Source organism: Xylanibacter muris (genome assembly GCF_013166605.1).
Taxonomy (GTDB): domain Bacteria; phylum Bacteroidota; class Bacteroidia; order Bacteroidales; family Bacteroidaceae; genus Prevotella; species Prevotella muris.
The window spans coordinates 69343-95522 of record NZ_JABKKF010000006.1; the positions used below are offsets into that span (position 1 = coordinate 69343).

General features: G+C 46.8%; 30 protein-coding genes and 1 pseudogene. 19 read left to right on the forward strand and 12 right to left on the reverse strand.

Annotated elements, in window-relative coordinates; translation table 11 throughout:
• Positions 1–35 precede the first annotated feature (35 nt).
• The 4 genes from mce to HPS56_RS07740 all read left to right on the forward strand — a co-directional run bounded on the left by mce (position 36) and on the right by HPS56_RS07740 (position 2713).
• Positions 36–440 carry a methylmalonyl-CoA epimerase gene (gene mce / locus HPS56_RS07725; RefSeq protein WP_172275591.1) on the forward strand — a complete coding sequence of 135 codons (405 nt, stop codon included), beginning with the start codon at positions 36–38 and terminating at the stop codon, positions 438–440.
• 69 nt (positions 441–509) lie between these two features.
• Positions 510–2075, forward strand: a complete 1566-nt coding sequence (locus tag HPS56_RS07730; RefSeq protein WP_172275592.1) for an acyl-CoA carboxylase subunit beta — start codon at positions 510–512, stop codon at positions 2073–2075.
• 36 nt (positions 2076–2111) lie between these two features.
• Positions 2112–2279, forward strand: coding sequence for a hypothetical protein (locus tag HPS56_RS07735; protein ID WP_172275593.1), 168 nt, complete (start codon positions 2112–2114; stop codon positions 2277–2279).
• A gap of 5 nt (positions 2280–2284) precedes the next feature.
• Complete coding sequence (locus HPS56_RS07740; protein WP_172275594.1) at positions 2285–2713, forward strand: acetyl-CoA carboxylase biotin carboxyl carrier protein; 429 nt, start codon at positions 2285–2287, stop codon at positions 2711–2713.
• A 224-nt stretch (positions 2714–2937) separates the two neighbouring features.
• On the opposite strand, the gene panD is transcribed toward HPS56_RS07740, so the two are convergent.
• Entirely contained in the window at positions 2938–3279 is a 342-nt protein-coding gene (panD, locus tag HPS56_RS07745) for an aspartate 1-decarboxylase (protein WP_172275595.1), read from the reverse strand.
• Complete coding sequence (panC, locus tag HPS56_RS07750; RefSeq protein ID WP_172275596.1) at positions 3273–4133, reverse strand: pantoate--beta-alanine ligase; 861 nt, start codon at positions 4131–4133, stop codon at positions 3273–3275. The genes panD and panC overlap by 7 nt, the downstream gene beginning before the upstream one ends.
• 184 nt (positions 4134–4317) lie before the next feature.
• Between panC and HPS56_RS07755 the strand changes: the two genes are divergently transcribed.
• The 5 genes from HPS56_RS07755 to thrC all read left to right on the forward strand — a co-directional run bounded on the left by HPS56_RS07755 (position 4318) and on the right by thrC (position 11991).
• Positions 4318–5124 (forward strand): glycogen/starch synthase, encoded by an 807-nt coding sequence (locus HPS56_RS07755; protein WP_172275597.1) that lies wholly within the window; start codon positions 4318–4320, stop codon positions 5122–5124.
• 18 nt (positions 5125–5142) lie between these two features.
• The gene (locus tag HPS56_RS07760) at positions 5143–6612 is read left to right on the forward strand and encodes a DUF4270 domain-containing protein (RefSeq protein WP_216655776.1); all 1470 of its coding nucleotides are present in this window, start codon (positions 5143–5145) and stop codon (positions 6610–6612) included.
• 361 nt (positions 6613–6973) lie between these two features.
• Positions 6974–9400 (forward strand): bifunctional aspartate kinase/homoserine dehydrogenase I, encoded by a 2427-nt coding sequence (thrA, locus tag HPS56_RS07765; RefSeq protein WP_172275598.1) that lies wholly within the window; start codon positions 6974–6976, stop codon positions 9398–9400.
• A gap of 8 nt (positions 9401–9408) precedes the next feature.
• Complete coding sequence (locus tag HPS56_RS07770; protein ID WP_172275599.1) at positions 9409–10683, forward strand: cofactor-independent phosphoglycerate mutase; 1275 nt, start codon at positions 9409–9411, stop codon at positions 10681–10683.
• A 6-nt stretch (positions 10684–10689) separates the two neighbouring features.
• Positions 10690–11991, forward strand: a complete 1302-nt coding sequence (gene thrC / locus HPS56_RS07775) for a threonine synthase (RefSeq protein WP_172275600.1) — start codon at positions 10690–10692, stop codon at positions 11989–11991.
• 393 nt (positions 11992–12384) lie between these two features.
• Here thrC and HPS56_RS07780 read toward each other — a convergent pair whose 3' ends face one another.
• Positions 12385–13599, reverse strand: a complete 1215-nt coding sequence (locus HPS56_RS07780; protein WP_172275601.1) for an anaerobic sulfatase-maturation protein — start codon at positions 13597–13599, stop codon at positions 12385–12387.
• A 1257-nt stretch (positions 13600–14856) separates the two neighbouring features.
• Here HPS56_RS07780 and HPS56_RS07785 point away from each other — a divergent pair.
• From HPS56_RS07785 to HPS56_RS07830, 10 genes and pseudogenes are all read left to right on the forward strand, one after another.
• Positions 14857–15192, forward strand: a complete 336-nt coding sequence (locus HPS56_RS07785; RefSeq protein ID WP_172275602.1) for a molybdenum ABC transporter ATP-binding protein — start codon at positions 14857–14859, stop codon at positions 15190–15192.
• 7 nt (positions 15193–15199) lie between these two features.
• On the forward strand, positions 15200–15415 hold the full coding sequence (locus HPS56_RS07790) for a hypothetical protein (RefSeq protein ID WP_172275603.1): 216 nt from the start codon (positions 15200–15202) through the stop codon (positions 15413–15415).
• Positions 15416–15426: 11 nt separating this feature from the next.
• On the forward strand, positions 15427–15684 hold the full coding sequence (locus HPS56_RS07795; protein ID WP_005867701.1) for a DUF6926 domain-containing protein: 258 nt from the start codon (positions 15427–15429) through the stop codon (positions 15682–15684).
• Positions 15685–15689: 5 nt separating this feature from the next.
• Positions 15690–16118, forward strand: coding sequence for a PcfK-like family protein (locus HPS56_RS07800; RefSeq protein ID WP_172275604.1), 429 nt, complete (start codon positions 15690–15692; stop codon positions 16116–16118).
• Positions 16115–17398: a PcfJ domain-containing protein gene (locus HPS56_RS07805; protein ID WP_172275605.1), complete on the forward strand. Its 1284-nt coding sequence runs from the start codon at positions 16115–16117 to the stop codon at positions 17396–17398. Before HPS56_RS07800 ends, HPS56_RS07805 begins: the two co-directional genes overlap by 4 nt.
• 24 nt (positions 17399–17422) lie before the next feature.
• The gene (locus HPS56_RS07810; RefSeq protein WP_120139207.1) at positions 17423–17680 is read left to right on the forward strand and encodes a DUF8466 domain-containing protein; all 258 of its coding nucleotides are present in this window, start codon (positions 17423–17425) and stop codon (positions 17678–17680) included.
• An 18-nt stretch (positions 17681–17698) separates the two neighbouring features.
• A complete protein-coding gene (locus HPS56_RS07815) occupies positions 17699–17929 on the forward strand; it encodes a DUF3873 domain-containing protein (RefSeq protein WP_172275606.1) in 231 nt (76 codons plus the stop codon).
• Positions 17926–18174 carry a DUF6956 domain-containing protein gene (locus tag HPS56_RS07820; protein WP_216655777.1) on the forward strand — a complete coding sequence of 83 codons (249 nt, stop codon included), beginning with the start codon at positions 17926–17928 and terminating at the stop codon, positions 18172–18174. The genes HPS56_RS07815 and HPS56_RS07820 overlap by 4 nt, the downstream gene beginning before the upstream one ends.
• A gap of 53 nt (positions 18175–18227) precedes the next feature.
• Positions 18228–18536, forward strand: a complete 309-nt coding sequence (locus HPS56_RS07825) for a hypothetical protein (RefSeq protein WP_172178752.1) — start codon at positions 18228–18230, stop codon at positions 18534–18536.
• Between the two features lie 117 nt (positions 18537–18653).
• A pseudogene (locus HPS56_RS07830) lies at positions 18654–18876 on the forward strand (DUF7688 family protein).
• Positions 18877–18920: 44 nt separating this feature from the next.
• Here HPS56_RS07830 and cap12 read toward each other — a convergent pair.
• The 9 genes from cap12 to HPS56_RS07875 all read right to left on the reverse strand — a co-directional run bounded on the left by cap12 (position 18921) and on the right by HPS56_RS07875 (position 26175).
• Positions 18921–19859, reverse strand: coding sequence for a CBASS system CD-NTase-associated NAD(+) hydrolase Cap12 (gene cap12, locus HPS56_RS07835; protein ID WP_172178754.1), 939 nt, complete (start codon positions 19857–19859; stop codon positions 18921–18923).
• Complete coding sequence (locus tag HPS56_RS07840) at positions 19856–20893, reverse strand: nucleotidyltransferase-like protein (RefSeq protein WP_172178756.1); 1038 nt, start codon at positions 20891–20893, stop codon at positions 19856–19858. The genes cap12 and HPS56_RS07840 overlap by 4 nt, the downstream gene beginning before the upstream one ends.
• Before the next feature lie 84 nt (positions 20894–20977).
• Positions 20978–21505 carry a glycoside hydrolase family protein gene (locus HPS56_RS07845; RefSeq protein WP_172275608.1) on the reverse strand — a complete coding sequence of 176 codons (528 nt, stop codon included), beginning with the start codon at positions 21503–21505 and terminating at the stop codon, positions 20978–20980.
• Positions 21502–22005: a DUF3872 domain-containing protein gene (locus HPS56_RS07850; protein ID WP_172275609.1), complete on the reverse strand. Its 504-nt coding sequence runs from the start codon at positions 22003–22005 to the stop codon at positions 21502–21504. The genes HPS56_RS07845 and HPS56_RS07850 overlap by 4 nt, the downstream gene beginning before the upstream one ends.
• Before the next feature lie 18 nt (positions 22006–22023).
• Complete coding sequence (locus tag HPS56_RS07855) at positions 22024–22902, reverse strand: DUF8464 domain-containing protein (RefSeq protein WP_172275610.1); 879 nt, start codon at positions 22900–22902, stop codon at positions 22024–22026.
• A gap of 8 nt (positions 22903–22910) precedes the next feature.
• Complete coding sequence (locus tag HPS56_RS07860) at positions 22911–23486, reverse strand: conjugal transfer protein TraO (protein WP_172275611.1); 576 nt, start codon at positions 23484–23486, stop codon at positions 22911–22913.
• 2 nt (positions 23487–23488) lie between these two features.
• Positions 23489–24475 carry a conjugative transposon protein TraN gene (gene traN / locus HPS56_RS07865; protein WP_172275612.1) on the reverse strand — a complete coding sequence of 329 codons (987 nt, stop codon included), beginning with the start codon at positions 24473–24475 and terminating at the stop codon, positions 23489–23491.
• A 55-nt stretch (positions 24476–24530) separates the two neighbouring features.
• On the reverse strand, positions 24531–25886 hold the full coding sequence (traM, locus tag HPS56_RS07870) for a conjugative transposon protein TraM (protein ID WP_172275613.1): 1356 nt from the start codon (positions 25884–25886) through the stop codon (positions 24531–24533).
• Complete coding sequence (locus tag HPS56_RS07875) at positions 25867–26175, reverse strand: TraL conjugative transposon family protein (protein WP_172275614.1); 309 nt, start codon at positions 26173–26175, stop codon at positions 25867–25869. Before HPS56_RS07875 ends, traM begins: the two co-directional genes overlap by 20 nt.
• Positions 26176–26180: the final 5 nt, after the last annotated feature.

Sequence of the window (26180 nt, forward strand, 5' to 3'; positions counted from 1 at the left end):
CTTTGCAAAAATATTATAACTAACAAATAAAATTTATGAAAATTTCTCACATTGAGCATCTGGGCATCGCAGTCCAGAACATTGAAGAGGCACTTCCGTATTTCGAGAACGTGCTTGGGCTGAAATGTTACAACATCGAAGAAGTGGCTGACCAGAAAGTTAAGACCGCGTTCTTGAAATGTGGTGAAGTGAAACTTGAACTGCTTGAGCCGACATCTCCGGACAGCACTATCCAGAAATGGCTTGACAAAGGCAACCACGGTGTACATCACGTGGCTTTCTGCATCGAGGACGGTGTTGGAAACGCCTTGGCGGAATGCGACGAAAAAGGAATACGCCTTATAGACAAGGCACCACGCAAAGGTGCTGAAAATCTTAATATTGCATTCCTGCACCCAAAATCAACAATTGGTATTCTTACAGAGCTTTGTGAACATTAAAACAAAACAGGCATTTTAATAAAAATACCGAGATTCAGGTATCCATGCCAATAATACAATAAAAAAACAATGAGCAAGCAATTAGAAAAAATCAAGCAACTGATAGAAAATCGTGAAAAAGCACGTATCGGTGGTGGTGAAAAAGCAATTATAAAACAGCATGAACGTGGCAAGTACACTGCACGTGAGCGTATAGACATGCTTCTCGACGAAGGAAGCTTCGAAGAGTATGACATGTTCAAGCTGCACAGGTGTACAAACTTCGGCATGGATAAGAAGCAGTATCTTGGCGATGGCGTTGTCACTGGCTCTGGAACGATTGACGGTCGTCTGGTTTTCATCTTCGCACAGGATTTCACCGTAAACGGAGGCTCCCTTTCTGAAACCATGTCTCAGAAGATATGCAAGATTATGGACATGGCCATGAAGATGGGTGCTCCGGTCATCGGCATCAACGACTCCGGTGGCGCACGTATTCAGGAAGGTATATGTGCCTTGGCCGGCTTCGCAGAGATTTTCGAACGCAACATCCTTGCTTCAGGAGTTATCCCGCAGATCAGCGGTATATTCGGACCATGTGCCGGAGGTTCTGTATACTCACCTGCCCTGACCGACTTCACACTGATGATGGAAAACACATCATATATGTTCCTTACTGGTCCTAAAGTTGTAAAAACCGTTACCGGTGAAGATATCGACCAGGAACACCTTGGAGGTGCAAGTGTGCATGCAACAAAAAGCGGTGTCACACACTTTACCGCATCAACAGAGGAAGAGGCCATGCAGATGATAAAGACCCTGCTTAGCTATATTCCGTCAAACAATATGGAAACCGCCCCACGCAAAGCATGCAATGACCCCATCGACCGCAAGGAAGATATTCTCAACGAAATAATACCGGAAAATCCGAACGAAGCTTATAACATGTATAAGGTCATCGGTTCTGTTGTTGACGATGGTGAATTCTTTGAAATACAGCCTAAATTTGCAAAAAACATCATAATAGGCTTCGCACGCTTCAATGGACAAAGCGTAGGTATCGTTGCCAACCAGCCCTCATGCTACGCTGGTGTTCTTGATGTCAATGCCAGCCGTAAAGGCGCACGCTTCGTTCGCTTCTGTGATGCGTTTAATATCCCGATAGTTTCGTTTGTAGACGTTCCAGGCTTCCTTCCTGGCACAGGACAGGAATACAATGCAGTCATACTTCATGGAGCCCAATTGTTATATGCATACGGAGAGGCAACTGTTCCAAAAATTACAATCACGTTGCGTAAGAGTTATGGAGGAAGCCATATAGTAATGGGTTGCAAACAGCTGCGTTCCGACCTTAACTACGCATGGCCTTCAGCGGAAATTGCCGTTATGGGTGCGTCCGGTGCCGTTGCCGTACTTTGCGCAAGAGAGGCAAAGGCAAAGAAGGAAGCCGGTGAAGATGTAAATGCATTCCTTGCAGAAAAGGAAGAAGAATATACGGAGATGTTCGCCAATCCATATCAGGCAGCAAAATACGGCTATATTGATGATGTGATTGAGCCACGCAACACCCGTTTCCGCATTTGCCGTGGACTTGCACAGCTTGCAACCAAGCGTGAGTCATTACCGGCAAAGAAGCATGGCAATATTCCTATGTAAGAACAGGAAGGTAAAGCTTACCAAACAGAAACATTTATGAAAACAAACAATGAAGTTTATGCGGCTATCGCATTGGCTCTACACGAATTTAAAGGCAATAACGTGCATGATACCATATCCGGCATCATCACAATTGAACCAAAACCCACAGAGTGGAATGGCCGTGCATTGTCAATGACCGGATGTCCTGTACAAAAATATTAAAAGCAATGAAAGAATACAAGTATACTATAAACGGTAATAAATATGAGGTGACCATTGGTGAGATTATCGAGAATATCGCCACAATTACCGTTAATGGCGAAGACTACAAGGTTGAGATGGAACCTGAAATGAAACCTGAAAAACCCAAGGTAGTCGTACGTCCGCAGGTTGCAGCTCCGGCAGATACTTCATCCGATAATGACACCACATCTACAAATATAAACAATGCCGTGAAAGCTCCGCTTCCAGGTGTTATAGTAGAGGTAAAGGTTGCCGTCGGAGATGAAGTAAAAGCAGGCGACACGGTAGTTATTCTTGAAGCTATGAAAATGGCTAATAACCTTGACGCGGAAAAAGGAGGAAAAGTGACAAAAATATGTGTCACTCCCGGCCAAAGCGTAATGGAGGGCGATCCTCTTGTAGTTATAGAATAAGAAAACATAGGAATCTGCAAAAGATATGCAGTATCTGAAAGCATTTTCCAAGAATAACCAATCCCCTTATCAGGAAGATGACTGTATATATCATTTTACATGTCTTTCTATGATAAGGGGATTATTATATACAGACACACAAATAAAATATGAGGACTGTTTTTCCTGAAAAACAGTCCTCATATTTTATTTGTAATACGAATCCTTTCCTAATTCATATATGATTATATTTTATTATTTCTCGGAAATACCACCTTGGGCCTGAAAGTCTTTGCTTCCTCAAAATCCACCATCGCGTATGCAATTATTATGCAAGTATCACCCACTTGCACTTTTCTTGCCGCTGCGCCATTAAGACAGACACACCCGGAACCACGCTCACCCTTTATTATATATGTTTCAAATCTCTCTCCATTGTTATTATCCACAACCTGAACCTTCTGTCCGGCAACCATCTCTGCCGCATCCATCAAATCTTCATCTATTGTGATGCTGCCCATATAATTGAGATTGGCCTCAGTAACGGTGACACAGTGCAACTTTGATTTTAATACTTCTATCAGCATGATGTTGTTATGTATTTTATATGATCGATTAATCTTATCGGTTTTTTACCGCAATATACCGTTATACATCCGACCACACAAGATGAATTATCCCACACGTCTACATCCTGCAAAGTGTCTCCGTCGACAATAGAGAAATACTCAACGTCAAGTCCGTCAATGGCATTGATACTGTCAACAACAAAGTCGTGCGTCTCTGCTACACTGTGATTCTTAGAATACCCTACGCTGTCTTTCAAGACTTTATATATATTCGGTGCAATGGCACGCTCGTCCTCTGAAAGCAAAGTATTACGGCTTGACATGGCCAATCCTTTATCATCACGCACAATATCACATTCAACGATTGACACTTTCAGCCCCAAATCTTTCACCATTGCTTTTATAACGGCTATCTGCTGCCAGTCCTTTTCTCCGAAATACGCTTTATCGGGACATACTATGTAGAACAGGCGGCTGACGACCTGACAGACACCATTAAAATGACCGGGGCGATGAGCTCCTTCCATCACTGTGGTCACAGGAGGATATTCAAAATGCCTCTCATCCGGTGTCGGATATACTTCATTCACATCCGGTGCAAACACATAATCAGCCCCACATGACTCCAAAAGCTTACAATCAGCCTCAAGTGTCCTTGGATATGTACTCAAATCTTTTTTATCGTTAAACTGAGTCGGGTTGACAAATACGGATACAACAGTTATCCCGTTTTCCTTTACACTCCGTCTCACAAGAGAAGCATGCCCCTCATGCAAGGCTCCCATCGTAGGTACAAGCCCGATTGTAAGGCCTTGCTTACGGCAGGCAAACAATGCGTTTTGCAAATCTACTACCTTATGAAATATTTCCATAAATATTTTTAACGCTTAAACGTTGTGTTATAAATCGGGTGCAAAATAACAACATTTTTATCAAACAAGGAAAAATTATAGTAAAAATATGCCAAATAAAACACAGAAAAATGAATTATCGGAACAAAACCACTTAAATATAAGTTATTTTTCGTATCTTTGCACGTAATATAAACATCTTATCATGACAAAAAAAGTATTATTCATCAACCAAGAAATCACTCCTTATGTACCGGAAACCGAGCTTTCGATAATGGGTAAGCAACTTCCACAAACAATGCAGGAAAAAGGGTTTGAGATTCGTACGTTTATGCCTAAGTGGGGAATCATTAACGAACGCCGGGGACAGCTTCACGAGGTTATACGTCTTTCGGGAATGAATCTTATTATTGATGATACCGACCATCCACTTATCATAAAGGTTGCTTCAATACAGTCTACACGCATACAGGTTTATTTTATTGATAATGATGACTATTTCACAAAACGCCAGATGGCAAGCGATGAGAATGGAAACGACTATACCGACAACGGAGAGCGGGCCATTTTCTTTGCAAGAGGTGTTTTAGAAACCGTTAAAAAGCTACGCTGGGTACCGGATATTATACATTGTCAGGGATGGATGAGTGCCGTTGTCCCGTTTTATATTAAGACAGCCTATCACGAAGAGCCTTCATTTGCAAACACGAAAGTTGTGACATCGCTCTTTCATAACAGCCTAACAAACAATCTTGGCGACAATTTCAAGCAATGTCTTCCATTCAGGGAAGCAACAGCGGAAATGCTTGAAAAATACAACGATGATTTCAAGTATGAGGAACTTGCCAAGTTAGCGATAGACTATTCCGACGGAATAATAGAGGCAGAGGAAGGAATAAGCAAAGAACTTATAAATTACACGACAGACAACAATAAGCATCTTTTGTCATATCCGGGAAAAGAGTTCGGAGCCTCTTATGAAGCTTTCTATGACAAAATATGCGGAGAGTAAAATAGCAATGATATACAAATGAAAAATATATTTTCAACTGCCGTTATCGCCATTATATCAATGGCGATAATTTCTTGTGATGACAATACTGACAGTTTGGGAAGTTCGCTGACAAATGATGTGGATAATTATAACATTTCCGTTGACACATTCAATGTAAACACCCGTTCCATACTTGTCGACTCTGTATTATCAACCAATATATACAGCTATCTTGGCTACATTCAAGACCCGGAAACAAACACTTATGTACGTTCCAATTATTCAACACAGTTCAACGTACAGCCTTCGTTGTCGGGCCTTGACTTCTTTCCTGAACAGGACAGTATAAGAAGTTTGGACGAAAACGGACAGGTCATGGCAGACTCCTGTTATCTTTATATGTATATTAATTCATCCATCGGTGACTCGCTGAATCCCATGAAACTTACGGTATACGAGATGGGAACACCTGTTGAAGAAGGGAAAACATACTATTCAAACTTCAATCCGGAAGAAAAAGGCTATCTTCGAAACGACAATAATGCAATGAACATTAATAAAATGTTCACACTTTTAGATCTGAACCTGAGCGACAGTTTACGTGCATTGATTAAAAACAAGACCAACATGATGCACATAACAATTCCACTCAACCAGCCATATACGGCAAAGGACGGTAGCCAATATAACAACTACGGAACTTATATCTTGCGAGAATATTATAAAAACAAAGAAAACTTCAACAACTCCTACAATTTCGCAAAAAACATCTGTCCAGGATTTTATTTTAAAATTACTGACGGTATTGGCTCAATGGCGGAAGTATACCTTACAGAACTGCACCTAAGCTACCGCTTTACAAGCGAAGACTCCGTATACAACGGTCTCCAGATTTTTTCCGGTACAGAAGAAGTAATGCAAACCTCTTATATTGAAAACGACAAGGCAAACATAAAGAAACTTGTAGACGACAACACATGCACCTATCTTAAAACACCTGCGGGAATATTCACAGAGGTTACGATACCTGTCGAGGAAATTAAGCTTAACCACGAAAACGACACCTTGAGCTCGGCTAAAATAACATTTAACTGTCTCAACTCAAAAAGCATGAATAAAGAGGAGCTTAACATACAGAACAATATTGTAATGATTCCAAAGGACAGTCTATATTCATTCTTTGAGCAACAGACATTGCCGAACAATACCACATCATACATGGCTACCTACAATGCCACATACAATAATTATACATTCAACAACATATCCGCGCTTATTTCAGATATGTATAATAAAAAACAGAAAGGAAACGTTTCCGAAAACTGGAACAAGGTTGTATTAGTACCGGTAGCACCGACATACACGAAATCCTCATCGTACGGAAATCAGACATTGACACGTATTTCCAATGAGATGCTGATGAAGAGCACACGTCTTGTAGGAGGGTCAGCAAACTCCCGCAAACCTGTCACAATAAGTGTCATTTATAACAAATCAAGCAAATAGGAACAATAATGGCGGATAATTATCTGGAAAAGCATAGAGAGGAATATGAAAAACGGAAAGCCCGGTATCTTCTGCGTAAACGTCATATAAAGCCTTGTCCGATACATTTGCAAAAACCGGAAGACGAAGCCTTATAAAGGTACGTACAATCCTTATTTTATATATAAGAGTGGCATCATGCTCATTGTGGCAGGATGCCACTCTTATATTCATATACATAAAAAAACAAACGAAAGACATATTCTGAAAAACATTGCATTAAGACAGTCGTATCTTCAATTTTGCAATCAAACCGTTGGTAATAACGATAATATTTAGTATTTTTGCAGAATTATTGTATTAAAAACAAACAAAACAAGCGATGAAAGTATTAAAGTTCGGCGGAACATCCGTAGGTTCCGTAGAAAGCATTCTAAGTCTTAAGCACATTGTCGAAAGATGCGACAGTAAGGTTGTTGTCGTGGTAAGCGCATTAGGAGGTATCACAGACAAGCTTATTGCAACCTCAAAACTTGCAGTAGACGGAAACGGCACATATATAGAAGAGATTGAAGCCATAAAGAAAAGGCATCACAACATGGCCGAAGCCGTCATACCGACAGAAAAACGTCCTCAGTTACTCACCGAACTTGACACCATGCTTGAAGAACTGCGCTCTATATATTATGGTGTATTCCTTATACGCGACTTGAGCCCTAAGACATTAGCGGCAATTGTGAGCTACGGTGAAAGACTCAGTTCAAGAATCGTGGCAGCCCTCATTGACAATACAAGACTTTATGACTCACGTGAATTCATAAAAACGCGACATAAGCACGGCAAACACATCCTTGACAGCGAGCTTACCGCAAAGCTTGTGAAAGACACTTTCTCAAAGATGCCCCAAATCGCGCTTGTACCAGGATTTATAAGCAGCGACAAGCATTCCGGAGAGACAACGAATCTCGGACGCGGAGGAAGCGACTATACAGCCGCCATCATAGCCGCGGCACTTGATGCTGAAGCGTTAGAGATATGGACAGATGTGAACGGCTTCATGACTGCAGACCCGAGAGTTATCCCTGCGGCTTATACTATCAACGAGCTCAGCTATGTAGAAGCAATGGAACTCTGCAACTTCGGTGCAAAGGTCATATATCCGCCGACAATATATCCGGTATGCATAAAGAACATACCCATAAGGGTCAAGAACACTTTCAATCCTGACAATCCCGGAACCGTAATAAAGAACAAGATAGATAACGACCGCAAACCGATAAAGGGAATATCCAGCATCGGAGGCACGACACTTATCACCGTCACCGGACTTTCCATGGTTGGAGTAATCGGTGTCAACCGCAGAATATTCACAGCCCTTGCCGACAACGGCATCTCCGTATTCATGGTATCACAGGCATCATCGGAAAACTCCACATCAATCGGAGTTAGAGACGAAGACGCCTCAGAAGCCGTCAATGTCCTTAATGCCGAGTTTGCAAAAGAGATAGAGACTGGTGCGATGTTCCCGATGCACGCAGAAAGCGGACTGGCAACAATAGCCATCGTCGGCGAGAACATGAAACACACTCCCGGCATCGCAGGAAAACTGTTTGGAACGCTCGGCCGCAGCGGCATAAGCGTCATTGCATGTGCACAGGGCGCATCGGAAACGAACATCTCTTTCGTAATAGGCTCACAATATCTTAGAAAATCACTCAACGTACTCCACGATTCCTTCTTCCTAAGCGAATACAAAGTACTGAATCTCTTCATCTGCGGTGTAGGTACGGTGGGCGGAAACCTCATCGAACAAATACGCTCGCAATACGATGAACTGATGAAAAAACGCAGGCTGAAGCTCAATGTAGTAGGAATAGCCTCAAGCCATAAGGCAATATTCTCACGCGAAGGCATCAATCTGGCCAATTACCGCGAGGAACTCGAAAAATCATCTCCCGGTGACACAAACAGGCTCAGGAACGAGATTATAGGCATGAACATCTTCAACAGTGTGTTCGTCGATTGCACGGCAAGCAGCGAAGTGGCGGCGCTGTATCAGGATTTCCTCGACCACAACATCAGCGTTGTGGCGGCAAACAAAGTGGCGGCATCCGGTGATTACGACAGCTATGCAAGACTGAAGGAAACGTCACTCAGACGCGGTGTGAAATTCCTATTCGAAACAAACGTCGGGGCCGGTCTGCCGATAATAGGCACCATCAACGACCTCCGCAACTCGGGAGACAAGATTCTGAAGATTGAGGCTGTGCTGAGCGGAACCCTCAACTTCATTTTCAACGAGATATCAGCCAGTGTACCGTTCTCGGAGACCGTAAGACGCGCAAAGGAACTCGGCTACAGCGAGCCCGACCCCCGAATAGACCTAAGCGGAAAGGACGTCGTACGCAAACTCGTCATCCTCACACGCGAGGCAGGATATAAAACCGGACAGGAAGACGTCATGAAAAATCTCTTTGTGCCTGATGAATTCTTTAAGGGAACCATAGATGAATTCTGGAAGAGACTTCCTGAACTTGACAAAGATTTTGAAAAGAAACGCGCGGTGCTTGAAAAAGAGAACAAACGGTGGAGGTTCGTGGCGGAAATGGAACATGGGGCGACACGTGTCAGCCTGAAAGAAGTTGACCGAAGCCATCCCTTCTACGGACTTGAAGGCTCAAACAACATAGTACTGCTGACCACGGAACGCTACCGTGAATACCCCATGCTCATACAGGGCTATGGTGCCGGAGCAGGAGTGACGGCGGCAGGAGTATTCGCAAACATCATGTCAATAGCCAACATTTAAGAACGCACATGAAACATATCATAATATTAGGCGACGGAATGGCCGACCATCCCATAGAACGTCTCGGCGGCAAGACGCCGCTGCAGCATGCCAACACACCATACATGGACATGATCGCACGCAAAGGCAGGTGTGGCCGCCTCGTCACCATACCGGAAGGATTCATGCCGGGAAGCGAAGTGGCAAACGCATCGATACTCGGCTACGACCTCAACAATGTATACGAAGGACGCGGACCGTTAGAGGCGGCAAGCATCGGCTATGAGATGCAGCCGGGAGACATGGCTATGAGATGCAATATAATATGTATAGAAAACAACGTGATAAAAAACCATCACGGAGGACATCTCACCACTGAAGAGGGCGACATGCTAATAAAACACCTCGACAACAGTCTCGGCAACAGCCGCATCAGATTCATCACCGGCATACAATACCGCCACCTGCTCATCATCAAGGGAGGAAACAAACACATAGAATGCGCACCACCGCACGACCATCCCAATGAGACATGGACGGAGCTGACAGTACGCCCGTCAGAAGCCGGAAACTATACCATGCGCATCCTGACGGACAATGAAATGGCGTCACTCCCCGACGAACTCACTCCAGTGCAGACGGCTGATATGATAAACACACTCATAATCCGCTCACAGCGTCTTCTTGCCGTACATCCTTTCAACCGTGAACGCTCAGCAGCAGGAAACGACATGGCAAACACAATATGGCCATGGAGCCCCGGCTACCGCCCGTCGATGAAAACCCTCGGCGAGATGTACCCGCAGATAACAAAGGGCTCGGTAATATCGGCTGTGGACCTTATAAGAGGCATAGGCCATTATGCGGGACTACGCAACATCATAGTTCCCGGAGCCACCGGCCTGGCTGACACCGACTATGAAGGAAAGGCACAAGCCGCCATAAACGCCCTTACAGAGGAAGATTTTGTATTCCTGCATATAGAGGCAAGCGACGAGGCCGGTCATGACGGCAATCTGGAACTGAAGATAAAAACAATTGAAAACCTCGACAGCCGCATCGTAAAGCCTATATACGACAATATGAATCTGCGGTCAGAGCCTGTATGCATCGCCATAATGCCCGACCATCCCACACCTGTTGAAATCCGCACCCACGTAAAAGAGCCTGTGCCTTTCGCGATATACTACAAAGGAATAAAGCCCGACAGTGTGACCGCCTACGATGAATACAGCTGCATGAACGGCAGCTACGGCATGCTGCGGCTTCAGGAATTTATGAACGAATTTATGAAAATACAATAACCCCCAATGAGATATTACAGCACCAACCACAACTCACCGCTCGCCACACTGCGCGAAGCGGTGGTAAAAGGGCTCGCCTCCGACCGTGGACTTTACATGCCCGAGAATATAAAAAGACTGCCCGAAGAGTTTTTCAATACAATACACACCAAAAGCTTCACCGACATCGCCACAACGGTTGCCGGTGCTTTTTTCGGTGAGGACGTCATTCCTGACGAGCTGTGCAGGATTGTGTCCGACACTCTGCAGTTCGACTGCCCCGTAAAACATGTGTCAGGCAATATATACAGTCTTGAACTGTTCCATGGCCCCACCCTCGCATTCAAGGATGTGGGTGCAAGGTTCATGGCGCGCCTCCTCCAATACTTCATCAGACAAGACGGCAACGATGATGAGGTGAACGTCCTCGTAGCCACAAGCGGCGACACCGGCTCGGCAGTGGCAAACGGATTCCTCGGTGTCGAAGGAATACACGTATACGTGCTCTATCCGAAAGGAAAAGTCAGCGACATACAGGAAAGCCAGTTCACCACCCTCGGCCGAAACATCACGGCAATAGAAATAGACGGGACATTCGACGACTGTCAGGCACTTGTGAAGAGCGCCTTCACTGACAAAGAGCTGAACAGCCGTATGAAACTGACCTCTGCAAACTCGATAAACGTTGCACGCTTCCTGCCGCAGGCTTTCTACTATTTCAACGCCTATGCAAGAATGAAGGAAATATCCGCAGCCGACAATCTCGTAGTATGTGTGCCAAGCGGAAATTTCGGTAACATCACAGCCGGACTGTTCGCCCACAAAATGGGTCTCCCCATAAAACGTTTCATAGCGGCAAACAACGCCAACGATGTATTCTGCCAATATCTGAAGACTGGCAAATACATGCCACGGCCAAGCATACAGACAGTGGCCAACGCCATGGACGTGGGCGATCCGAGTAATTTCGCACGTATCCTCGACCTGTATGCAGGCGACCACGGCAAAATAGCCGGACTGATAAGCGGGGCCGCATACACAGACAGCCAGATACGCCGGACAATGGCTGAATGTCATGCAGAAAACGGATATATACTCGATCCTCACGGAGCATGCGGCTTCCGTGCGTTAAGCGAGATGCTGGATAATGACGAGAACGGCATATTTCTTGAAACCGCGCATCCTGCGAAGTTTAAATCCACGGTAGATAAAGCCATAGGCAGTGAGGTCGGAATACCCGAACGCCTTGCCGAATTCATGAAAGGAAAGAAACAGAAAACAAGCATGGACACGAGCTTCTCATCCTTCAAATCGTTTCTGATGGGATAACAGGCTCCAAAACATCGGGGGAAATGGAAACATATTCTGATACGGAGTTGTGATTTCAATAAAAACACTCTGAGTATATGTTTTTTGAAATCTATTTACATCTTGCAGTATATGTAAATTTCTCTGTTGATGAACATGCCATTCATCGTGCATGAATGGCATGTTCATCAAGCGTGAATGGCCTATTCATCAACAGAGAATAGGCCATTCATTTTGGCAAACTTTTTACCTGTAGCTAACACACTGTATATCAACCGATTACAAAATCCACAAAATCATATAAAAAAGCTCCAACACACACTGTGAATTTTTATTACACATCAAGCATTAATCTCCTGCATTTTCTTTCCAAATGTCATTATCACAAATTCACTTTCCGTATGCAATTGCGGCTTATCGGTTATTTGAAAAAAATCTCATCACATTAGACGGAGCGCGCCCCGCGGCAAGCTCATCACACATAAACTTCATATAAGGTGCCGAGTGGGAAAAGAACTTCCTATACCCGTCACACAGATAATTCACACCGCGCTCACCGCTGACGTCTGTCACAAATCTGTTCTTGGGACACTCACCGTTGCACAAAAACCTCCACTCACATTCCCTGCACCGCTGCGGCAGATCCGTCTTCATTCTCCTGAACCTGTTCTGAGCCTCTCCGTATCCCATATCTATAAGGCTACCTCTACCTATGTTTCCCAACAAGTATTCAGGAAACACAAAATGGTCGCATGAAAACAAGTCACCGTTATACTCCATGGCAAGAGCATTTCCGCAAGTGGCGGAAAGCGAACACACTCCCGGCTCCACACCGGCCCAATTGGCCAGAGTGGCATCAAAGAGCTGTACAAAATACTCTCCTACATCATTCCTCACCCATTCGTCAAAGATCTCACACAGAAACACTCCCCACTCTTCCGGGCTAACCGAAGTATCAGTCAGCCGGAAATCACTTCCGTCGGCATCCGGTAAACCAAGACGTCCGCCACATGTGCGCTCAACCACCGGTGTGAACTGAATATAACGGCAGCCGATATCCCTAAAAAAACGGTATAGCTCTACAGGCCGGCCAACGTTATAGCTGTTCACCGTGGACATGGCATTCCACTCCACGCCATGCCTCACAAGCATGTCGATACCCCTCATGACCTCAGAAAACGTACCGCTGCCGCCCACAGTACGCCTATACATATCGTGCATCTGACCGTTGCCGTCGATTGACACACCGACAAGAAACCCGTTGGCGGAAAGAAAACGGCACCACTCATCAGTCAAGAGTGTACCGTTGGTCTGTATACAGTTGTCTATCACATGACCACCGGCATACTTGCGCTGCAACCGCAGGGCATTCTCATAAAACGAAACCGGAAGCATCAGCGGCTCACCGCCATGCCAAACAAAAAGAACCTCACGCTGAGTCTGGGCACCGATATACTGGCGGATGAAATTCTCAAGCACATGCTCGGACATCACCGTACGACGTTCTTCATACAGTCCTTTCTTCTCAAGATAATAACAATAGCGGCACGCAAGGTTACACATTGCACCTACCGGCTTCACCATCACATAAAGAGGATGGGAAAAAGGATATATAACCGACTTTTCCATAAATTCCGTTATAAGATAAAAGTACAAAAACCTCCCAGATGCGGATTATACGCATATATAACGCAAGCCGAACGCAATGAAGCATGATCCAATTGCAGAGGCGCAGCTTATCTTATACAAAGGTACACAAAATCCTACAGAACCATGAAATAACTCTGCCGCATAGAAACAAATAACATTCTTTCCCCTAAAGAAAAAGCATTTCTTTATCCTGCCGGTGCGGAAATCTCAATGTTTTCATGTAAATTTGCACAGGAGAAGTTACGAAAAGAGTGTATTTTATTGGAAAAGAGCGTATGTTAATCGCTTATGATAGTAATAGGTTACGATTTAGTTAGTTATCTGCTGCATTATTCGTCTGCGCGTTGCGTAACCTTCAAAGAACTCTTCGTATGCAAAAGTAACAATAAAACGGGAGATTTTGATATGAATCTCCCTGATTTTTTTCTATCTCATACAAGTTTTCCGTAAAAGCGGCTTTATTCGTCGGCACACCATCGTACAAAAGGATTTTGAACGAACGTGTGCCGACTATCGCATAAGCGGAGAAAAGGGCTTTGCCTCACGCCTAAGCAACAGTTTAGACTCATGAGGCAAGGCCCATTTCTTTTATGCTTATGCCAAAGAGGAGCTTTTACGGTTTTTCAGATGATTTTTCTTTTTCGCTGTTCCTTTGAGCCGGAAGCGGAAAGCCGTGTATGACGGCTTGTCCATAAATGGAACAAGCCGTCACCCACAGCAGGCAAACCGGGAAGAATGATTTTATCTGCCCGCCCCGACACGTCCGGCCGGACAGATAAAACCATACTTCCTTGCAGGTGGTTTGCCCGGTTTCACGCTACCGGCTATGTCCTTTTCTTGTTGGGGACTTCCTTTTTTTACGGATTTCTCTTTTGAAGTATTCTGTCTAATCTGCCTCTACTTCCGTTTACCTCCATTTTCGCGCCTTTCAGTGGGCCGCATCAGGCAGTCATTTCCGTTCTGGGCGCAAAGGTAACTCCGGGATTTGACGGGAAAGCAAGGTCAAGCCTCCTGTTTTCGGGAAAAATCTCCAGCCCTGCGGGTAGTATTTTTCCCGAAAAACCTTGCATTCCCTAATCCCTACCTTTTTAAGCACCCGAAACGAAAACGACCGATGCGACAGAAAGACGCATAAAAAAAATGTCGGATAAACGAGAGGCAGATAAGATAGTTTGAAACTCAACTCCCTCAGCTCTTGAATCCGCATTAAAAATAAAAATCAAAAACAAAATGGATATGGGAACAGCAATAGCAACAAAATTCGTGGCTTGGGAAGTGCCGACATTGGACGCACTGAAAGGCAGTAAGGTTTACATCCTGCGTGAGAAACTGAACAACGGAGGGCAGATGAACCGAGAGGAAAAGGATTGGCTCACCGAAGAAGTGAACAGCAACACCTATTTCAAGAGCGCAGTCCCCTTGCAAGGCTGGATGTTTGACTTCTCCGACATTCTCAGAACCTTCATCGTAAAGCAGTATGGGCATTGGGCGGAATACAAGGCTACCGACAAGACCGCACTCCGCAATTTCCTTTACGGCAGGATTGACAGCATCGTGGAACTTAACAAATGATACGGCTATGACAGCAACGGCAGACTTCAGACAAATGGCGCAATACATGGGGCTTGCGATATGCACCCTAATCGTGCGCACCGCCCTTTGGGTGTTAGGTATCCTTTGGGGTATCGTAAGAGAGATAATAAACGGAGTGTTCCGAGTGGCGATAGGCATAATCGTGGCTATCCTTTCCACAATCGCCTTCTTCGGCTTCATCCTTTGGTTATTCACCCTTTAATCCCTACCGACATGAATAAGACAACGGAAGAGATACCCACGTGGAGTTTGTGCTATCTCATCAACGGGGACGCAACGGGACTGACGGACGATGAAATCCGTATGATAGACCGATGGGTAAATGATTGGCAGGTACAAATCGTTTCACCCGTTACGGACGAGGAAGGAAACGCACACCCTTATTTTTCACGCTATCCGCTTTTCGGACTTCCTGCCGAAGTGGAGGACTGCGACATACTTTATTTGAACGATAACCCCTCAAAGATATAGCGATTATGAAAGGAACAGACCATTTCAAGAGAACGATACAGATGTATTTGGAGCAACGTGCGGATGAAGATACACTTTTCGCCAAGAGCTACCGCAACCCAGCCAAGAACATAGACGACTGCGTGACCTACATTCTGAACTATGTGCAGAAAAGCGGTTGCAACGGCTTCACGGACGGGGAGATATACGGACAAGCCGTACACTACTATGACGAGAACGAAATAGAGGTGGGCAAGTCTATCCAATGCCAAGTAGCCGTGAACCATGTGGTGGAACTCACCGCAGAGGAAAAGGCGGAAGCACGGCAGAACGCTATCCGACAATACCAAGACGAGGAAGTCCGCAAGTTGCAGAACCGCCACAAGCCGAGAACCGCCACCAAAGTGACCATCCAACCCATACAACAACCCTCATTATTTGATTTAGGCTTATGAAACCGAGAACACACATACAGCAGGAAGTCGCACATCTGAGCAAGCGACTACCGAGATTGACCGCCACGCAAAAGGCATACGCTTTCCGTCATTGCTTCAAGCACTACGCAATCAAGAGAGCGGACGGCACGAACACCTGTACCGAGTGCGGACATTCGTGGAAGAGTGACCACGACCTTGCGGACACCCTTTGCGGATGCACCTGCCCCCATTGCGGTATGCAGTTGGAAGCGTTGCGCACCCGAAAGAGCGTTTTCAGCGAGAATGAATACTTCTCCATTGTCACCACCAGCAAGCAGTACCAAGTGATACGCTTCTTCTTCGTCAAGTCCCGATACAAGGCAGGGCAAGCAGCCGAGTATTCCATCTATGAAGTGGTGCAGAGATGGATTTCACCCAATGGGAAGACAACGACCGTTGCCCGACTGCGTGGTATGTTAATGTTGTATTATGACCAATGGTCTGAATACAGCGACATGGAAGTGCGCAAGAACAACAGGCTTCACGCATACGATATAGCACCTATGTGTACCTATCCCCGACAGCGTTTCATCCCCGAACTGAAACGCAACGGCTTCAAGGGGGACTATCACAACACACTGTCGTATGACCTTTTCACGGCTATCCTTTCCGACAGCCGAGCCGAAACGCTCTTGAAGGCAGGGCAATACGCCATGTTGCGCCACTATATCCGCAGTTCCTTTGACATGGGACGGTATTGGGCATCCGTCAAGATTTGCATCCGTAACGGTTACACCATTTCGGACGGCTCCGTATGGTGCGACACCATAGACCTCCTGCGTCATTTCGGCAAGGACACGAACAGCCCGAAGTACGTCTGCCCTGCCGACCTCAAAGCGGAACACGACAAGTTGGTGAGAAAACGCAACCTGCAAAGGGAGCGTGAACGGACGGAACAGCAACGGCGAAAGGCGATTGAGGACGAGAAGAACTATCTGAAAGCCAAAGGCATCTTCTTCGGACTTGTGTTCTCTGACAGCCTTATCTGCATCAAGGTTATAGAGAGCGTGGAGGAAATGGCGGAGGAAGGACGGATAATGCACCATTGTGTGGGCGGTTATCACAACAAGGCAAACTCCCTTATCCTATCCGCCACCATTGACGGCAAACGGATTGAAACGATAGAAGTCAGTTTGAAAACGCTGAAAGTAGTACAGAGCAGAGGGGTATGTAATTCCAACACCGAGTACCACGACCGCATCATCCGACTTGTGGAGGACAATGCCGGACTTATCCGTCAGCGGATGAACGCAGCATAATATCAACCTATAATACAGAATAATATGGAAGTAAGATTTGAAAGTATGGTTTGCTTGTGGGACGATAAAATCCCCACGATGTTCCTTGAATTTATGAACCTTCTCACTTTTTGTCAGAGTGAGGAGCAGTTAAGGGCAAGCGTAAAGGACTTTGCCGAGAAGCACGAACTTGACAAGTTCTTCCTTTACGGCTTCGGCTCACACCATTTCTACCTGCACCAACGCTACACGAGCAATCCCGAAATGGTGATGCAGAACAGAGTTTTGTCAGTACATTTCTAACCATCAAAAGCAACGATTATGGCAACACGAATGACCATCAACGGAGTAAGCACCTGCACGAAAGCAGGGACAGAGAAATACGAGAAGTTCCAAACGGGTATCGGCAGACGCAAGCGGACACTTGTGCAATACGACTACCGCCACACGGACGGGGAATTATTCTCTTGTGTGAAACCCACGTTGGACGAGTGCCGAACCGCACGGGACAAGTGGCTGACGGCAAAGAAAAGAAAGGAGAACAAACGATGAACGCAGCAGGCTACCAAACGCTGATAGTAAAGTTCAGCAAACCTATCGCGGAATTGGACGGCATCTTTGACGATTCTGAAGCGTGGGGAGTGGATACGCTTAAAGGATGGATAGAGGACTATGAAAGCAGCCGTTTCACCGCCATTGACAGCCACACGGCAGTCATAACGAGCGAGTACAATATGGAGTGTGTGCAAACATGGTTGGAACGTAACACACCAATAGCCGAGAAAACAGAATGTTGAGCGTTTAGGCGGTGTCCGCACCGCCTAAACATAACACCCAAAGAAGAATGAATATGATAGCAAAGACAATTTTGGAGCAGATAGGTGGCAGACGCTTTGCCGCCATGACGGGAAGCAAAGACTTCATAGACATGGGCAACGGCTTACGCATGAGCCTTGCGAGGAACAAGACGAGTGCCAACCGCCTTGACATCATCTATGATGCAGGGGCAGACCTCTACAATATGCGCTTCTACCGCAGGACGTTCAGCAAAAAGACATTCGAGTGTAAGACGAAGGACATTGAAACGCACGAGGGAATATATTGCGATATGCTGGAGGACATCTTCACGATAGTGACAGGACTTTACACCCATTTTTGAGAGGTGGGCGGCGAAAGCCGCCTACTTTCTTTCAGTGAGCATGATGGCGGATAAAGAAAGTAGCAAAGAAACCTTTGTGCCAATCTACGATAGCATTCACAAAAACAAGTTTTAATTATGGAAACAATCAGACAGAACGGAAAAATCATCTTGCACAGCAATGACGGAACAAGCATAAAGATGATTTTTCAGAAACCTCACGGGCAGGAATTTTCAAGGTCTGGAATATGTGGAGTATATCCGGCATATCGCAATCGGGGACATGGGATTTTCGCCCAGCACCATTGAGCATTGCAGGGATGGTGAAGTTGTCGGCAAAGGAATAATCCCGAATGTATGAAAGCGGAAAATCCGATGAAGCCACAACTTTATCGGATTTGTAAATCATATAATTATAACACATTCTCGACAAAAGGCATCCTCGTTGATTAAAAGTTGTAAGACCCTCCGAAAATTATTCATCTCATTCTCTTCCGCAAGTTCTTGTTCTATCTTTTTCCCTATATGTCCTACACGGAAATACATATCAATTGCCTTATCTATGCCTGTCAAAATAGTTGGCATGTCATAGATTTCTAAAGAATCGTCACCATCTTTTGTCGCAAAATGAATAGGGTAACTTCTTTGTTTTGTGTCAATCTTAGTCTCTTTTAACCCCAATTTCTTGTAATACAACATCGCACTCTTTTTTATATCTGCGTCAAGAGAATCCGGCATTACAATTTTTAAGATACCCTTGTCATATATAGTGCCATCAATTTCCAATCCTGGCGTGTTTTCTGCAAGCCATTCGGCCGCAAGTTTAACAAATCCCTCAAAATAGGAAATTGCCAAAACAGTTGATGGCAATAGCCCTAAATGACCGAGATTGATGTTTTCATCAATTTGTTTTTTTAATTTAGCTAAACCTTTTTCCAATGAATCTGTGGCGACTTTCTTCCCGTCTGCACCAATTTTCACTTCATACCGCGTAGCCGTTATGCCTAACAAATCGGTAGGTATTTTTGCTTCTTGTTGAGCAATAATAAAAGCTCGATCTAATCCTACCCGACCAAGGAAAAGACCATATTCAAATAAAACATTATCACGGGCTGATTCAAAATGTGTATCTCTGACAATAAGTTCGTCATCAGCTGAAAATACCATAAAGCCGAAATCAAATAAGCTGGCAGATTTGACCAATGTTTCTAGAAAAGATTCATTGTTCTTAAAGATATTATCTGTCCAAAGATAACAATCGTAATCCTCCTTGAAAAAGTCCTTGATTCGTTTGGCAACGTCAAGACCTTCGCTTGATGAGCCGATAAATATTCTTGGTTTCATATATTACCTAAATCCTTATTTATTTTATAAACTTCGTCTTCCAATACTTTTAATGCCGCAAGTTTTTCTGGCTTATCTTTAAAAACATATTCGTTTCCAACCACTGACTTCAGGTCATCTTGCTTGCCGTCATTCCATAAATGGAACATCGTATGCCACAAGATATAAACCAAATCCTTGTATTCTTTTTGTACGTAATCTTGTACTGGTATTGAGTAGCAGATAGCATTGATTTCAAAACTTGTAAGTGGGATATCTTTCTCAGAATCTGTACGAACATTTTTAAGGAATCTAATCATTCTTTTCAACCGTCCATTTGTATCTGCACTTCTTTGATTTATTCTTGATATGCTTAGAAACGGATAATCCGGTCCTTCGGAAAGTCCGGTGCTTTTATTATATATTTTTATACCACGTTTATCCTCTGGCATTCCATCCAATACATAATCCAATGATTGGAACCAAGATGATGTTACAATATCTACGTCTCGATGAAGATTTTGATTAGTAATTTTTACCGCCTTGGGCTTTGATATGTCACATATAGTATATGTACGTGACATTGTCTTTTCAATTTGAGTCCGCAAAGATGCCATATCCTGAGAACTATTCCCCTCATATTGAGAAAATGAGTTATCGAACTGACATAATCTGCCAATTTGGCGGTCATTATATTTCCATGTTTTCGCTAATTCTTGTCTTACCTTAAAAATGTCTGTTCCGACAAATTTCTCACATAGTACAAGCAAGTCTATATCACTGGCTCCCCTTATGTGTGTATCTGTCATAACAGAGCCTTGGTATTCATACGATACATTCGTTAGAGATTCTCTCAGATGCTGTTTAACGACCTCCCCTGCGGCTTTGGTTCGTTTTGTGTATTCTTCATCAACGGATTTCATGGCACGCAATACATACCTTGCCACATCTTTATCATATACAGACTCTCCACTGAACATTCTTTGCTCTACGAGCATTGACGAGTCTGGATTGTATCGATTATTTATTTGTCTAAGTTTTTGGGAATAATCCATATTTTTTCGCTTTTATTACAAAAAAAACGCAAAAAGCGTGCCAAATGACAAAATGGCACGCCTAACTATTATTTATCAGTTCTTTTAAGGCTCGTACAGCAGCGCAAACTCCGCTTTTCTCCGTTTGAGCAGCATGGCGTGCCGTTTCCCCTTGTAGTTGCAGAAAGCGATATATTCCCGGTAAATGTTCCTGTCGCCCGCCTCCAATTTTCGGATCAGCGTGCTTTTGGGTATCTTCCCGCTCCCCAAAAGCCGGTATGGACCGACATTGTATGCGAGCGTGGCAAGGAGCAGACTGTCACGCCCGAACTTGCGGAACATGGCGCAGAACTTCCGCAAGTCTTTCCGCAGGAGCGCGTCCGCCTGCCGCTTCGTCATGGTGCGTGCCGAATACCTTTCCCCCGGCTGCACCTGATGACCCCAGCCCACGTAGGGGTGGTGTTTCTCCGAGTGCCAGCCCTCAAAATACTTCGTACAGCGAACCGCCCGCTCGAAAGGCGGCAGGCGGTAGATTGCCGCCTGCCCGTCCGTCCCCTTCTGACGGCTGTCCCGTGCGGACACGGAGCAGACCGCCAGAAGCGAACAGAGGATAGCCATGAACACACGCATCATCTTGGCAGAGGTTTGTAATTGCCTATGGGGATGACGGTCTGAATGTCATCCTTCACGTTTCGGTTGTTGAAGTCAAATTCCAATTCGTAGGAATTTTTGAAGTTGTCCTCCACCACCACGATGAAGTTGTGCGCCTCGTCGCCCTCTGCCGTATAGTACAGCCGGAACTTCTCGTTTTCGAGCAGGTAGCGGTCGTTGGGCAGGAAAGTAATGCCGCCCGCCATCTTCAGCGTGCCTTCCCCCTCGAACTGGAAATACCGGATGGTGTAGAGCGTGTTGGCGTAATCGCCCGTCCTTTTCAGCTCACAGCGGATTTCCACCGTCTGCCCATTGCTTACCTTGTTCGGCACGGGCATGGTTTCCACCGTGAAGGGATAGGATTGCTGGATGTCCATGTCGTCGTCACACGATACGGCGGTGAGCGACACGGCGGCGAAAAGGCAGAGTGCCAACGCCTTGAAGATTGATGTTCTCTTGTTCTTGTTGTTCAGTATGTTCATTGTCTTTTGATTTTTAAGTTATTGTTCTTTTTTCGTTGTCAGTTGCAGATAGTCGTTCAAGTCCTTGCAACCATCATAGAGGGCGGAACGGTCGCAGACACGTTCCTCGTAGTGTCCTTTCAGCATTTCCAACGTGCGCCGTCCGGCTTCGTCACGGTCGAGGTAACAGTCTATGCGCCCGTAACCGTCCAGATACCTCATAGCCTTTTCCACGTTGGAAACGGAGTTCAGCACAAGGCAACCACCCGTTTCCAATCCGAGCGTGACGGCGGAAAGAAAGTCCATGAATCCTTCAAATACGCTGCACACGTCAGACGGAGAGCCTTCCGTCTTGACCAGCGACACGTCTTTCGGCGGCACGCATCCCTTGAAGAAACGGCTGCGGATCTCATAGCCACCCGCCACATTCGGAAAACCGACGGCGAAATATCGCTTGCCACGCACTCCGTAATTCAGTCGGCAGCAATACAGGGATGCAATGCCGTAAGGAATGCCCCGTTCCGCCAGATAGTCCGTCAGTGGAGAATGAAGCAGTGGAGCGGTTTCCACACCCTCAAAGGCAGGTTCTGACCGTTTAGGCAGGAAAGTCGTTTTGCTCACTTCTGGAACAGGCATAGGCATATTGGCGGTTTCCGCTATGAACTTCACTTGTTCCATGAAATCCTCGCTTCGGACAAACTCCCCGGCAAGCGTGAAGATGTCGCCGCCCTTGCCCAGACCGAAGTCGTACCAGAGCTCTTTTGCCACGTTCACACGGAAAGAGGGCGTGCGCTCATTGCGGTATGGCGCACAATACCACAACTCGTTGCCGCTTCTTCGGACAGGTTCATGTCCCCGCCGTGCGAGGAAGTCTGCAAGGGATATTTGCCTCATGGCTTCAATTTCCGTTCGTTCCATGCGGTGCGTCAGTTAATGATGAACTTGATGCCCACGCCCCATTGCGTATGAAACTTCCTCGTGTCGCCACCCCACAGGCAACGCTCCCGGAGGTTGGCGAGCAGGGCGATACGGTCAGCCACGTAAAACTCCACATCGAGCGTCAGCGCACCGCCATAGATAAAGGCGTCCCGTTCATGGAGCGTGGAGCCGTCATGCAGTACCTTTTCGCCCCAGTTCACCGATTCATATCCGGCAAGAGCCGAAGCACCTGCATAGACGAACACGATTTTACGGGCATCGGAGAGTATCTTGAAGTAGTATCCGCCCTCCGCCGTGAACTGTGCCACGGGTATCTTCCCGTCCTTGTAAGGGTTGTTCTTCAATAGGTATTCACTGCCGAACACCCATTTGTTCCCTTTTTTCGTGTAGGTGGAAAGAGCCGCCCCGAAGCTATACCCGCCGTCGTTGCCGCCGGGATTGAAACCGTCCGCCATGTTCGCCCTGACCTCGATGCCCTGCATCTTCGGCAGGCATCGCTGGGCGTGCGCCTGCCCCGTGAACAGGGCAAGCGACGCTATGATTATTGCGATGTACTTTCTCATGGTCAGCGCACTTGAAGTTCGTTGATGGTATTGGCACGCACCAAGTCCTCATTCTCGATCACGAAGGACTGGTGACGTCCCCCGTTTTTCTCGTTGAGTTCCACCACGAGGCACTTGCCGTCTGGGATGGTGAACTTCGCCATCGTGAAGACCGTGCGCTCGCTTTTTTTGCCCGGCACGAGCGTGGTGTAGTTCTGCGCGCGGAGCGGCAGGATGATACGCTCCTGCACGGCGGTACGCTTCGCCACTTTTTTGTCCACGATTTTCCACGTGATGTAGTCCACATCGAAAGGCACGTTGCTCTGGTTCCTGATTTCCGTGTGGAAATACAGAAGCCCGTTGTGCGTGTAGATGCCTTTCAGAAGGTACTGGATGCCGAAACGCTTGCAGCCGATATGCTTCACCTCACGCTTGTCCTGCTTGTGGATGGACTTCATGATAAGGCGCACCAGCATGGGACTTTCACTGCCTAATTCTTTCAGGTAGATTTCCTGCGCGTTGTTCGGACGGTTCACCGCCTCGCCGTCATGGATGAAGTCGCACATCTCCACGTTGAGCAGCAGCGGTTCGGCGGCGTACTTCACGTTGAAGGTGTAGAAACTCCCGTCCTCCGTGATTACGGACATGTTGGTTTCGTTCGGGAAGTTCCTCACGGTAGCCTTCACACGGATGACGTTCTCCGCACCGTCGGCTTTGCCCGCTATCAGGTCGGGCGAGCCTAAATCGACATAGCGCACCTCCGCCGGGAAGATGACATGCACGGTCTTGTCGTAGGTCACTTCCAAGCCGTGCGGGGGAACCATGCGGTCAAAGCCCAGCTTTCTCGTCAGACCGTGATACAGGTCGCCGTCCGCCTCCTTCTGCGGATAGACCTCCTTTGTCAAGGTCAGTTCTTCACTTCCGTTGGTCGTTTCAACGGTCACGTTTTCCTGCGCGTTGGCAGTTGCGATGCCCATAGCAAGGGCAAACATCATGATTACTTTTCTCATTTTACTTTGAATTTAGTGGGTTGTTGTTATTGATTGGATTTCTTATGATTATACATCAGTCCTTCTCCTGATAGAGCATGACCCTGTACCCGGCTTTCAGATGCACTTTGACGGTGCGCATCTTCTTGGCTATATACTGGCTCGTACCTTGTATCAGCCCCTTGCCCAAGTCGGAGGCGAGCTGCGCACCAGCATTGGTGGAGATGTTGATGCTGCTGCCGAGCGAGCCGCCCATGTTGGCGGCAACCTCCCTGACGGCGTTAATCTCCATCGAGTTGGGGATGAATATGCCGGGCTGTCCGTCCGTGTCATAGACCTCCAACTCCACCGGGATAACCGTACCGTCGTGTTCCAGAGAGGTGATTTCGATGGCGAGCCGTTCGCCCTGAATCTTGGCTGCACCGACCACCACCGCATTACGAGGAATGATCCGGTCTGCTACTGCCATCGGCTCCAGCAGCCGTAACCTGACCGCCTGCCCGTCCGTAACGCTCTGCGCCCCATAGACGCATGCCGGTATGGTGTTCCTGTCCGATACGGTCGTGACACCCACCGCCGTGTTGAAACTGCGGTTGCGTTCCTGCGAGAAGGAAGCGACAAATTCGGAATTGCTCATGGGCTGTCCGAGCGAGGACACCACCTGATGCGCCACCTGCCTTACGGGTTTTGCCGTGTTCTTTCCGGCTTTCTGCACGGGGGACGGGGACGGCTCTGCGGTCTGTCCCGCTGCCGCCTGCGTGCCGTTCTGACCACCCATGTACTTCGCCGCCAGCTCGTAGGATTTTTCCATGAGTGCCACCTGCTCGTCCATCGTGGAGCTTCTCTCTTTTCCGCTTTCCAGTTCGGATTCGAGCGTGGCGATGCGTTCCAGCAGTTCGTCCATCTCCGCATTGTCGTTCTTCGGCTGCTCGTAGAAGTTGCCGAGCGTGGCATTGAGGTCACGGTAGGCGGCTGCCGAGGATTGGATGGTCTTCGGTGCGGGCTTCACCGCCTCTTCCGTTCCGCCGGGATTGGCAAGGTCGAAGTCGCCGCCATTGTCCGCTTCCGCCGTTTCGCGGTCGAACAGGTCGCCCAACTGCTGCATGGCGCGGCTGCGGTTCTCCTGCCGTTCCTCCATTGCCCCCTGCTCGTAGGCTTTCGCCTTGTCCCCGATAATCCGGCGGTTCTCCTTGTCCGCGTCGGGCATCTCGATGTTGTAGCCGCCTGTTCCCGGCTCCTGCTCCTTGCCGGAGGACGGGGCGAATATCAGCCACATCGCCCCGATGAATACCAGCACCATAGCGGGAAGCACTATCATTTTCTGGCGTTTCAGCCGTTGTGCTTCGCTCAGCGGCTTGCGCTCCTTTTTCGGCTTGTCGTTGCCGGGAGCCGCCTTGTTTTCGTTCTTGGGTTCATTCTTCGTCTGTTCCATATAAATAAGGTATTACATTGTGATTGTTATCCGGCTTCACGGACAGTTCCACCTGTCCGGCATGGTCTATCTCCATCCGGCTGCCGTCATTCCTGCCGATGTCATAGACGGCTTTGCCGAAGGTGTAGAGGGCAAGCGCGGCGAATGCGGCGAGCATCGCCAGCACAATGCGCCTGCGTGTCTTCGGCGGCAAGCCGTCCAGATAGCCCTTGAGCCTTGCCACCAGCATTTTCTTTTTGTCGTGGAGTTTCCAATAGGCTCTCCACAGTGATTTTCCGATTCCTTTCATGCCTG